Annotated in this window: 11 protein-coding genes and 1 CRISPR repeat array (1 of these 12 cut by a window edge); of the genes, 4 read left to right on the forward strand and 7 right to left on the reverse strand. The window is 69.2% G+C overall.

Translation table 11 applies throughout. The annotated features are described in order from the left end of the window. A CRISPR array of direct repeats spans positions 1 to 389; the repeat unit is 30 nt; unit sequence GTCCTCATCGCCCCTGCGAGGGGTAGCAAC (it extends 163 nt beyond the left edge of the window). A 70-nt stretch (positions 390 to 459) separates the two neighbouring features. The 7 genes from PWG71_RS08350 to PWG71_RS08380 all read right to left on the reverse strand — a co-directional run bounded on the left by PWG71_RS08350 (position 460) and on the right by PWG71_RS08380 (position 6,813). Continuing rightward, positions 460 to 1,191, reverse strand: coding sequence for a hypothetical protein (locus PWG71_RS08350; RefSeq protein WP_274808982.1), 732 nt, complete (start codon positions 1,189 to 1,191; stop codon positions 460 to 462). Beyond that, positions 1,188 to 2,570, reverse strand: a complete 1,383-nt coding sequence (locus tag PWG71_RS08355; protein WP_274808983.1) for a hypothetical protein — start codon at positions 2,568 to 2,570, stop codon at positions 1,188 to 1,190. Before PWG71_RS08355 ends, PWG71_RS08350 begins: the two co-directional genes overlap by 4 nt. Continuing rightward, entirely contained in the window at positions 2,563 to 3,318 is a 756-nt protein-coding gene (locus tag PWG71_RS08360) for an ATP-binding protein (RefSeq protein WP_274808984.1), read from the reverse strand. Before PWG71_RS08360 ends, PWG71_RS08355 begins: the two co-directional genes overlap by 8 nt. Continuing rightward, on the reverse strand, positions 3,315 to 3,869 hold the full coding sequence (locus PWG71_RS08365) for a Mu transposase C-terminal domain-containing protein (RefSeq protein ID WP_342455953.1): 555 nt from the start codon (positions 3,867 to 3,869) through the stop codon (positions 3,315 to 3,317). Before PWG71_RS08365 ends, PWG71_RS08360 begins: the two co-directional genes overlap by 4 nt. Before the next feature lie 36 nt (positions 3,870 to 3,905). After that, the gene (locus tag PWG71_RS08370) at positions 3,906 to 4,910 is read right to left on the reverse strand and encodes a DDE-type integrase/transposase/recombinase (protein ID WP_274808985.1); all 1,005 of its coding nucleotides are present in this window, start codon (positions 4,908 to 4,910) and stop codon (positions 3,906 to 3,908) included. Positions 4,911 to 5,077: 167 nt separating this feature from the next. Further along, positions 5,078 to 6,484 (reverse strand): NB-ARC domain-containing protein, encoded by a 1,407-nt coding sequence (locus tag PWG71_RS08375; protein WP_274808986.1) that lies wholly within the window; start codon positions 6,482 to 6,484, stop codon positions 5,078 to 5,080. Next, entirely contained in the window at positions 6,481 to 6,813 is a 333-nt protein-coding gene (locus tag PWG71_RS08380) for a PadR family transcriptional regulator (RefSeq protein WP_179819898.1), read from the reverse strand. Before PWG71_RS08380 ends, PWG71_RS08375 begins: the two co-directional genes overlap by 4 nt. Positions 6,814 to 6,993: 180 nt before the next feature. Between PWG71_RS08380 and PWG71_RS08385 the strand changes: the two genes are divergently transcribed. The 4 genes from PWG71_RS08385 to PWG71_RS08400 all read left to right on the forward strand — a co-directional run bounded on the left by PWG71_RS08385 (position 6,994) and on the right by PWG71_RS08400 (position 10,364). Next, complete coding sequence (locus PWG71_RS08385; protein WP_274808987.1) at positions 6,994 to 7,920, forward strand: tyrosine-type recombinase/integrase; 927 nt, start codon at positions 6,994 to 6,996, stop codon at positions 7,918 to 7,920. Positions 7,921 to 7,978: 58 nt separating this feature from the next. Continuing rightward, the gene (locus PWG71_RS08390) at positions 7,979 to 8,812 is read left to right on the forward strand and encodes a TIGR02391 family protein (RefSeq protein ID WP_274808988.1); all 834 of its coding nucleotides are present in this window, start codon (positions 7,979 to 7,981) and stop codon (positions 8,810 to 8,812) included. Between the two features lie 56 nt (positions 8,813 to 8,868). Next, positions 8,869 to 9,045 (forward strand): hypothetical protein, encoded by a 177-nt coding sequence (locus tag PWG71_RS08395; protein ID WP_274808989.1) that lies wholly within the window; start codon positions 8,869 to 8,871, stop codon positions 9,043 to 9,045. Positions 9,046 to 9,260: 215 nt separating this feature from the next. Then, positions 9,261 to 10,364 (forward strand): hypothetical protein, encoded by a 1,104-nt coding sequence (locus PWG71_RS08400; protein WP_274808990.1) that lies wholly within the window; start codon positions 9,261 to 9,263, stop codon positions 10,362 to 10,364. Positions 10,365 to 10,444: the final 80 nt, after the last annotated feature.

The following is a 10,444-nucleotide window of genomic DNA, read 5'->3' on the forward strand; positions in this document are numbered from 1 at the left end:
TGAACATCTCCGCCTGCTGCGGGCGGTCTTCGGTGTCCTCATCGCCCCTGCGAGGGGTAGCAACGCGTAGCGCCACGGGTCAGTGACGAAGACGCTCATGTCCTCATCGCCCCTGCGAGGGGTAGCAACGCGACACCGAACTGCCGATCTCCCCGACCGGGTCCGGGTCCTCATCGCCCCTGCGAGGGGTAGCAACAGGACCAGGGCGCGGACCTGCGGACCGGCCCGGACGTCCTCATCGCCCCTGCGAGGGGTAGCAACATGGGAACGGGCGGCCTGGGCAAGGCCGCCTCCCGTCCTCATCGCCCCTGCGAGGGGTAGCAACGAGATACCAAGGCTCACCGGAAAACCCGCTGGGGGTCCTCATCGCCCCTGCGAGGGGTAGCAACAGGTGTTGACGAGCACGGGGATGTCAGTGGATCGAGCACCAACTTGTCAGTGGGCGCGAGCACGAACATGTCAGTGCTCAACCTCTGCCTCCTCCCCCGCTGACGGTGAGTGCTCGGGGAAGAGACTGAACAGCACGTCCGGGTCCACGGCGAACCCGTTCCCGGTGGTGTCCGCTGCCAGACCGGCCTCGGCCAGACCCCGGGCGCCGGCATCCCAGTCCGCGCCGCGCGGCGGCGGGCCAAACCCCAGCAGCGCGGCCAGGACCCCGGCTTCCTCGGCTCCGATCGGGATCACCCGCCCTGCCGCCTTCTCCAGCGCGGCCCGCTGCTGCTCGGTGAGCAGATCCATCCGGCCCCCCAGGACGTAGGTGTGCGCGCCGGTGCGGCGCACCGCCCAAGCACCGGCCGCGTCCTGGTGCGCCCGGAGGTGGCCGAGCGCGGCCTTGAGCCGGGGATGCGGCCAGTCGAGCGCCTGGCACAGCGTGTAGGTGTGCACAGGAGTGCCCGCGTGCGCGAGCGCGGCCAGCACCACCCGCGCGTCGGCCGCGGCCGCGGGGGCCTGTGGTTCGTGCTCGGCGTCCTGGCGGTGGTGGGCCAGCACCGGTTCCAGGTCGGGCAGCAGGTCGGCGGGGTGCAGGTCCAACCGGCGGGCCAGGTCGATGAGCACCCGCACGGGCAGCTCGGGCAGGCCCCGCAGGGAGTCGTGGTCCAACTGGTGGGGGTGCACGCCCAGCAGGTCGGCGACCTCGCGGACGGTCACCCCGCACTGGGCCATGCGCTCGTGGAGCGCCCACCCCTTCATCCCCGGGCTCCGGGAAGGCGGGACAGGGACAGTCCGCGCAGGCGCATCCACCCGCCCAGGCGGGGTGTCCTGCCGTCGCCGTCCTGGCAGCGGGTGGAGTGCGTCCAGGGGCGGTCCACGAACAGGTCGCGGCAGAGCGCGCGGACTCCGGTGAGCAGCCCTGGGACGGGGCTGCGGCCGCGGGGGAAGCTGACGTAGTCGGGGTGGACGAAGAACGGGTCGATGTCCAGGGCGCCCTGGTGGTGGCGGTGGGCCAGGTGGGCGGCCATGAACAGGCGTATGTGCGCGGGCAGGCGCACCGCGCCGGTGAGTTCCTCGTACTCGGTGCCGTAGCGGTCACGCCTGGGCTCGGGAAGCGGGGGGTGGCGGCGCCGGCGGATGGAGTAGCGCGTGGGATAGACGGGAATCGTAGGGGGGTGTTGCCACTGGAGCTGCCCGGCGGGGGTCACGTCCTGGCCGGTGATGGTGTCGAAGAACCGCGGGTCCTGGTCCAGGTGCAGGGCCAGGACGGTGGCGGCGACGTGGTCGGTGCGGTAATGCCGGTACAGCCGGTGGGTGCGGGTCAGGTCCAGGTGCCCGCGCAGCGCTGCGGCGGGGTCGGGTCCCAGGCGGGTGGTGTTCCAGCGCAGCAGCCACCCGGTGCGTAGCAGCGCGGCCTGGGCGGCCCGCACCCGGAGCAGGGCCAGGTGGGGGTCGACCAGTGCTCCGATGAGGCCGTCGCGCAGGTAGGCGGTCAGCGAGACTGTGAAGTCGCCGTCGCGGGCGCCCTGCTCCCAGTCCAGGGTCCGGGCCAGGGTGGCCTGGTAGATCTCGTCGACGCGGGCGAAGGCGGCGCGCCCGAGCCGGTCCCGGCAGGCGGCGCGGAACCGGGGGAAGTCGACCAGGGGCAGGTCCGGGACGTCCACCGTCGGTGGCGGCGTGGGGGGTGCGGCACCCTGGCGCAGGGCTCCGCTCAAGGTCACGGCGAAGGTGTAGGTGTTCTGGACCCGCAGGTTCCGATCCCGTTCCAGGGGTGGGATGCGGGGCGCCTGGCCGTTGCTCCAGATCAGCGTCAGGTCGCACTCCACCTCGGCCAGGGCCCGGATCTGTTCGTCGGCGAGCAGGTGGGCGCGGTCCACGACCACGTGGCGCACGCCGTGGGCGCGCATCCAGGCCCGCGCCAGCCGCCACAGCTCCCCGGGGGTGCCCGTGGGCAGGGCTCGGGGGTCCTTGCCCAGGGCGCGCATCGTGTCCCGGATCAGCGCGAGGGATCCGGTGGCCTGCGGGGTGGGGTGCACGATCAGGTGGGGCCGGGCGCCCAACGCGCTGTCCGCCCGCTGGTGGTGGATGCCGGGCAGGGGTTCGTCTCCGGCGTTGTGGACCAGGGTCAGCTCACGCATCGGCTCCCCCGCCCAGCAGGGCGTAGGCGTTGGCGAGCACCGCTGCGTCCAGGGTGTCGGTGCCCTCCTCGGTGCACAGCGCCGCGGCGGTGTGGGTGAAGGACGCCCAGTCGCGCAGGGTGCCGTGGGCGAAGGTGTCGTCGACCTCCAGCAGCAGCTCCTGCGGGGCTTGGGCGTAGATGGGGTGGTAGGCGCCCATCAGCGCCGCGACGTCGCGGCGCGGGATCGGCTTGAAGGGCACCATGCGAAACAGCCGCGAGCGCAGCATCGGCTCGCGCGAGAGCACCTCCCAGCAGCCGTTGCCGCCCGCGTACAGCAGCGCGAAGCGGGTGTCGGGATGGTCGTGCAGGTGGCGCAGGAGTTCGAGGCAGTCGCCGTTGAGGCGCTGGGCCTCGTCGACCACGACCAGGCGGGACAGGCCGGACAGGTGGTCGATGAGGGCGTTGACGAGCTGGAACCGGTTGCGGCGCGCGGGTGCGCGCTCGCCGGTCAGGGCGAACAGCAGCTCGTCGGCGACCACGCGCATGGACGGGTGGGAGGGGAAGGCCAGCACCACCGGCTGGGTGTGGGCGTGCTCGGCCACGGTGGCGTGGACGGCGAAGGTCTTGCCGGTCCCGGCGGGCCCGTAGATGACGCCGGTGGCCTGGTGGGCGACCAGGTCGGTGACGGCGCGGCGGGTGAGCTGGAAGGAGCGGGTGTTGAGGGTGGACGCTCCGGTCAGGCCCATGAAGTGGGCGGGTGCGCTCACGGGTTCTGGTTCTCCTCCACCACGGGGTGGACGGTGGGGTCGACCAGGCCCAGCAGGCTGGTGCTGGACTTGGCCGCCAGCGCCTGGTCAAAGCGGCGGCGGGCGAGTTCATCACCGTCCTCGGCGGGCATCAGCCGCGACTCGGCCGCGGGGGTGGCCCCGGTCATCGGCGCCAACTCGGTGCGCGAGCGCCGGGCCGAGCGGCGCTGGGCGGCGGCCAGCCGGCGCGCCTCCTCCTTCTGCGCGGTGCGGAACGCCTGCACCTGTTCGGGGGTCAGGTGCGCCTGGGGGTAGGCGGTGCACAGGTGCTTGCCGCCGGTGTAGACCTCGATGGAGCGGTTGTCGTGGGGCATGTAGCGGATCTGGACGCGCTCGCCGCGCCGCCCCAGGAGTTCGGGCGCCAGGTAGGACATGCGCTCCCAGCGGATGCCGTCCTTGCCCACGACGCGCTCGCCTGCGGCCAGCAGCAGGTGGCGCAGCCGCTCCGTGTCGATCCGCGCCAGCGGGGTGGGGTCGGCCTCCCACGCCTGCGCCGGGGAACGGCCGCCCAGGGCGGAGTGGGCGTGGGCGGTGTTGTACCAGGCGACTCAGTCCCGGACCCGGCCGACCAGGTCGTCGATGCCCATCGGGCGCACCTGGGCGGTCTCGGCCGCCGCCCGCGCGGCGGGGCGGTCGTCCACGGGGCCGTGTAGGCGCCCGGCCGCGTCCCGGGGGCCGCCGGTGAACCCCGGCAGAGCGGACAGCAGCATCTGTTCCAGGGTGCGGTGGAACCGTTCGACCTTGCCTTTGCGGTGCGGGGTGTAGGCGGGTAGCCGGTGCACGTCCACCCCCAGGGCGGCCAGGGCCTCGGTGACGGGGCGGGCGGCGAACTCCAGGCCGCGGTCGATGCGCACCAGCGCCGGGATCGCGCCGAACGGGCCCCGGTCGGCGTCCTCGACCAGCCCGGCCCGGACCGCGGCCAGCACGGTGCCGGTGTGCGGGGTCAGGGCGATCGACCACCCCACCAGGGCGCGGGTGGCGTCGTCGATGATCGTGGTCATCCAGGGGCGCACCGCGCCCCCACGTGGGGGCAGCACCAGGACCGGGAGCTGCTTGTGGTCGGCCTCCCACACCTGGTTGCGCACCGACGGCGGCCGGGACAGGTACACGTCGGCGTCGCGGCGGGCGTTCTCCCCTTCCCTCCACAGGGCTCTTTCGGCTGCGGTGAGCTGGGAGGCGAACGCGCGGCGCAGGGTGTGCACGGACACCGGCCGGGCGCCCTGCCACCCCTGGGTGAGGGAGTCGGGGACCGGGACGCCCGCTGGCGCGGCCGCGCCTCCGGTGATGGAGCTGCGGGCGCGGTGCACGGCGGTGGCGTTGCCGCGGTAGAAGGCGTAAGCGGAGCGGTCGGTGTCGGTGAGCCGGTACCCGAGACGCTCGCGGCCGTCGACGACCGGGGCGTCGGGGTCGATCCACCGCCACACCGTGCGCTCACTGACCCCGCAACCCTCAGCGATCAGGCGCACGTGCCGGGCGGTGAGTTGTTCGGCGTCGGCGAGCTGGCGCAGCCGCTCGGTCGCGGCCCGCCGCTTCTCGGGATCGACTCGGCCCACCGCTATCACCTCCAGCGTGCGGCCTTCGAGTCGAGTATGCGTTGACCAGTGGTGGTGTGTCCGGGAAACACGAAAGCCCGCCCTCTCCGGGGCGGGCCTGTGGGCGCGTTGGCCGCAGCTCGTGGTGGTGGTATTTCTCCAACCACTGGGATGGCATCTACAAGGCACTACTCCCACTCACGCGAATCCCCTGGGATTCCCATCCGGGCCACGGCTTCCTCGAAGAGCGATCGTTCGGTCTCGGACATCCGACCCGCGACTACTAGACGAAGGAGTCGGTGCAGATGGATCGACTCATCGGCGTAGTCGACCTCGGCCAGTGAGTGGTGCGCGATGCTGCGCAGCATCCGCCTGTAGGCGACAGGATCGTTGACGGTGGCCTTCAGCTCAGGCGGGAGCGGAAGCGCATCATCGGAGGCCAGTTGTCGACGCTGGAGCGGACTGCCATCGGTGCAGGAACACAGTTGTAGCAGCGCGAGTGCTCCAGGATCGTGCTTCTTCAGGCTTCCCAGCGAGATCTCCCACGTAGGGCCGACTACGGGCGTGGTATCCCATGCAGGTCGGGCTGTATCGGGCGTACTCGGCTGACTTTCCAGCGCCTCATACGCCTGATCGAAGCGCTTGATGTACTCGGACACCGGCATCTTGCTGACACGCATCCACGCTGCGCCCAGCACCAGAGCCAGGGGCAGGTCCCCCAGCCTCGCGGAGACCAGATTGAGGTCTGAGTGGCCCAGCCCGGCGAGGCCCTGTGCACGGAGCAACTCGAAGCTCTCACGTCGGGTCATTTGCCTGACCGGCACCACCTTCCACCAGCGGCTGTCCGACTGCAGAAATCGAGTGTCGCGTGTCGTGACAAGGACGGAGCACCGGGCTTCCATCAGCCGCAGGCGGACCAGGCCCTGGTTCTCTTCTCTGCCTTCTCCGGCGCCGTCGAGGATCACCAGAACACGTCGACCTGCTGTGTGCCTCCACAGCAACGACATCTGCTCGGTCTGGCTCTGGGGGATGTCGGCCTTGGCGAGCCCGAGCAGAGCGAGAACGGGGGAGAGATCAGCGCGTTCGGCCGGCGAGAGCCACAACACCCCTTCAGGGAAGGAAGCAGCAAGTTTGGTGGCGCAGGCAGCGGCCAGGGTCGTCTTACCGACTCCACCCATTCCCGCGAGCACGGACACTCGACCAGCTCGTCCTCTGCTTCTAAATCGGCGTCGGAGGTGTTTTACGATGGCTTCGAGCTCTGCCTCGCGCCCCACAAAGGCCCCCGTCAGCGAGCGTCGAATCGGAGCTCTGGACTCCAGCCGCCGTGCACGGCTCCACCTGAGCGATCCCCGTAGTCGGGGGGCGTAGGCCATGATCCCGATGGCGATGGCCAGCTTGGCGAGCTTGCCCGGGACCTCGTTGAGGTTGCCTTCCCACTCCTCGGCGTAGCGATCAGCATCGGTTCGGCTGCCGAGTTGCCGCGCGGTCCAGCGCACAAGCCGAACGGCCAGCCACGGAGCCCACTCCCCGAATTCGTTGAGTAGCAGGGGAAGCGCGACCGCGGTGGCGAGGAAGATGATGAGAGCTGTGGTCACGTCAGGCCTTCCCACCTGGGGCGCAGGCCCGGGTTCCATCGGATGGTTGCTTGTTCACCGCGGCGTTCGGCCAACAGAATGCGGGCTTGGGAGAGACCGTCGGGGTTGAGCCGGTACAGGCGCCGGCGGGCTCCGCGTTCTGCGCGGTCGCCGCTCTCCCATTCGGAGACGACCCAGCCGTGGTCCTCCAGGCGGGCCAGGATCGGGAAGACGCTTCCGGTGGGGCGCTGGATCTGCTTGGCGATCTTGAGTCCGTACAGTTCATCGTCGCCGGACAGCAGGACCTCCAGGACGTCCAGGGTCGCGTCGGTGACTCGGAATCTCGGCATCCTCTAACTCTATACATCTAGCGTAAGAGGCGGAGCTTTCCCTGAGGTCACCATTCCCTGTCCTTTCTTCTGATACCCAGCAGTATCAGAAGCCAAGGGTCGTGCCGGGTTCTGATATCGCGGGCACCGGGTAGGTTCAGGGGCCCGGAACCACTTCTGATATCAGGGGAGTCCCGCCCGATGCCGCCACGCCAGGACGTCCCGGCCGCCCACGTCCCGGTGTTCGACACCTACACCGCTGCCCTGGAGCGCGCCCCGCTGGACGCCCACACCCGCCGCGCCTACGCCGCCCGGGTGCGGTCCTTCCTGGCCTGGCTGGACGAGGCCACACCGGCCGGAGTCGACCCGCTCACCGACGCGCACGGGCGCGACTTCGCCGCCCGCGACTACCGCTCGCACATGAAGACCGTGCTCAAAAGATCCCCGGCCACGGCCAACGCCCACCTGGTCGCCCTGGACCACTTCTTCACCCACCTGGGCCTGGGCCCGGCCAACGTGGGCCGCGATGAGCCGCCGGCCACCGCCCCCAGAGCGCTGGTCCCGCGCGAGCAGAAGCGGTTCCTGCGCGCCGTGGAGAAACGCCCCCTCGCCCGCGACCGGGCCATCGGCAGGTTGCTGGTCTACTCCGGGCTGCGCGTGGGCGAACTGGTCGCCCTGGACGTGGAGGACGTGCCGCTGTCGGCCCGCAAGGGCACGGTGATCGTGCGGGCGGGCAAGAACGACGACTCGCGCACCGTGCCGCTCACCGACGCCTCCGCCCGCGAAGCGGTGGCCGAGTGGAAGCGCGAACGGGCCGCCTGGCCTGGCGCCGATACCGCAGCGCTGTTCCTGAACCAGCGCGGGGGCCGGTTGAGCGACCGGGCGGTGAACCTGCTCCTAGGCGATCTCGCCGCCGACGCCGACGTGGTCGACGACAGCGGACGACCGGCGCTGTCGGCGCACACCCTGCGCCACACCTTCGGCACCAACCTCACCCGCAGCGGGGTGGACGTGGTGACCGTCGCCCAGCTCATGGGCCACAAGAGGTTGGAGACCACCCGCCGCTACACTCTGCCCACCCAGGCCGACATGGAAGCCGCGGTCGCGCACCTGCCCACCGACGAGTGATCACCTTTTCGGGGCATTTCCTCCGCCTTGCCACCGAACGACCCCCATGATGGTTGTCATGGCGAAGATCCGGCATCCCATGTGGCAGAGCGCGGCGGTGGAATCGGTCTGTGCGGTCCTGGCCAGCACGGATTCCCCGGGGCTCTCCGGCTCTGAGATCACCACGCTTTTGAGCGTGTCAGGTGTCCCCGACGTGGATCCCAACGCGAGCAACAAGAGGAAGCGACTCTGGGCAGCGCTGATGACCCAGCAACAGCGAAACCAGGCTTCGAACTGCATCATCAAGTTCATCACCGAAGCCATGGCCCCGGGACGCTACGTCCAGGACCGCGCCCGCTTCGAAGCACTCAAAGACGCGCTCAACGAGCCCTTGGCGTTGCTGGGACTGCGGGTCAACGAAGCCGGGAAGCTGGCGCGCGGGGCCAGAGCGGCCAATCTCGACGAGGTCGCCAGACTGGCAGGCCGACTCCAGAGCGAGCTCCGACGCCGCGGGGTCCACCCCCAGGTGATCAAGTACTGCGAGGAGGAGATCCTGCGCCAGTCGGTGTTTCACGCGGTCTTCGAAGCGACCAAGGGACTGGCCGAACGGCTGCGCGAGATGTCGGGATCCGCGCTTGATGGAGCCGACTTGGTCGACTTCTGCTTCAGCACGAGAAGGCAGCCTCCCCTGGTCCGTATCAACGGCTTCGCCACCGAGAGCGAGATCAGCGAGCACAAGGGGTTCGCCAACCTCCTCAAGGGCGTGTTCGGCACTTTCCGCAACCCGCCAGCGCACACCCCCCGCGCCACCGCAGGATGGCGTATCCCCGAACCGGACGCCCTCGATCTGTTCTCCACTCTGTCGTTCATGCATCGACGTCTTGACGCAGCCACCGTCACCCGCTTGCCCTGACCGACTATTCCTGCTGCTGACTAGGGGCGGAACCCTTAGCGCGGGTTTTCGTTCCGATGTTCCTCAACCCCGCACACCTGCACGGGGTCGTCTATGCCTGCGAGCACCACCAGGAGGCCGCCCAGGAGCGGATCATCGCCGCCGGGTACACGCGCGCCCGCCTCGCACCGCTGGAACCCGTGGCCGTGCGGGCACACCACCACCCACGACGACCAGGCCGCATCCCGCCTTAGCCCTGCACCAGCGGCGGCCGGATTCGACGTGACCTACTGACACATCCCCGTGCTCGCATCTGTCGTCATGTTCGTGCTCGTCAACATCCGCAGCCCACCTTTTGAACTGTTAACCGTCACAAAGTACGGCGGAGTGGGTTGTCCCGATCGGGCATTGTCGAACTGGGCAGGCCCCATGAGCATGGAAGCGGACCGCCGAGCGCAAGGGAGCCCCGATGCCCGAACCCGAGGAACGGCCCGAGAGCGCCGCCCCGACCCAACACCCACCGGAAGCGGAACCCGAAACCGTCCCCGCTGCCCAGGACACCGGCACCACCACGGAACCGCCCTCCGACCCTGCCGATCAGAGCGAGTCATCCCCTTCCCCGGTCGACGTGAAGGAATGCGAACACATTCCTGTGGCACCCTCATCGGCGTCTTCGGATCAAGCCAGGGCCGATCGTCAGGAAAAACGCGAGATCGCCAAGGACAAACGAGAGCGGTGGACCTTGTGGCTCTCCGCCGCGACCGCGCTTATCACTCTGTTCGGTCTCGTACCCGGTCTCATCATCACTAACGTGCAGATCCGCTCCCTGCAGACCGGAGCCGACCTCGCCCAGATTCAGACCGAACAGGTTCAGGCAGAACTCAACCAAGGGAACCCGAACTTCTCGGTCCGTTGGATCGAGGTCACCACCACCATCCCCGAACTACCCCACCGCGACCACCTCCAGAACGCCCTCGGGGCAAACGTCGAGATCGACTTCCTCACGCCTCAGGAGACCGGGCCCAACCTCTACAGCACCGACAACATCCTCAACTCCGACCTCTGGGTGAACTCGATGGAATGCTCCTGTCCCGAGGCGCAACGCTTCATTAGCGAACGCGGCCTGCGCATCGCGAACGCCGCACCCTACTGGACGTTCCTCGTCGTCAGCCAGGACGGCGGCCAGCCAGCTTACGAGGTCATTATGAGCGCGAGAAAGGAGAATGAGGGGAACCTTGTACTCGCCGATCTCACAGAGCTCTACACCGGACCCGATGGGCAACCCCAGGAGACCCCGATAGGCATGGAGGACAACGAGATCGTGGAACTCAATCTCGGCACTATGGAAGCTGCCTCGGTTGCGGCAATTCCGCTCTTCCTGTCCTTCGTAACCAACAATGCCAACGCACCAGAAGGGGAGAGTGCCAGCGCCCGGATTGCGGTGTCAGAGACCTACATCCCCACCACCATCACTTTCAGGCCCGCCAGCTCGGATCAGCCCAAGGATGTGGACGTGCGCACACCCTCCAGGCAGCCGCTGGTGTTGCGAGACGGGATTATCGGTCGCGGATGAAAGCGGGCTGCCCACTCCGCCCGCGTCGACGTGATCGGTGTATGAATCTCCTCGGGGTCTCTGCTGTTATTCTCGCGGGC

Origin of the sequence: Nocardiopsis sp. N85 (assembly GCF_028882275.1) — a bacterium.
GTDB lineage: Bacteria > Actinomycetota > Actinomycetes > Streptosporangiales > Streptosporangiaceae > Nocardiopsis > Nocardiopsis lambiniae.

Excerpts from the sequence above, each read along its gene's own strand:
- PWG71_RS08350 (WP_274808982.1), bottom strand. The coding sequence starts at position 1,191 with ATGAAGGGGTGGGCGCTCCACGAGCGCATGGCCCAGTGCGGGGTGACC.
- PWG71_RS08355 (WP_274808983.1), bottom strand. The coding sequence starts at position 2,570 with ATGCGTGAGCTGACCCTGGTCCACAACGCCGGAGACGAACCCCTGCCC.
- PWG71_RS08380 (WP_179819898.1), bottom strand. The coding sequence starts at position 6,813 with ATGCCGAGATTCCGAGTCACCGACGCGACCCTGGACGTCCTGGAGGTC.
- PWG71_RS08385 (WP_274808987.1), top strand. The coding sequence starts at position 6,994 with ATGCCGCCACGCCAGGACGTCCCGGCCGCCCACGTCCCGGTGTTCGAC.
- PWG71_RS08390 (WP_274808988.1), top strand. The coding sequence starts at position 7,979 with ATGGCGAAGATCCGGCATCCCATGTGGCAGAGCGCGGCGGTGGAATCG.
- PWG71_RS08395 (WP_274808989.1), top strand. The coding sequence starts at position 8,869 with ATGTTCCTCAACCCCGCACACCTGCACGGGGTCGTCTATGCCTGCGAG.
- PWG71_RS08400 (WP_274808990.1), top strand. The coding sequence starts at position 9,261 with ATGCCCGAACCCGAGGAACGGCCCGAGAGCGCCGCCCCGACCCAACAC.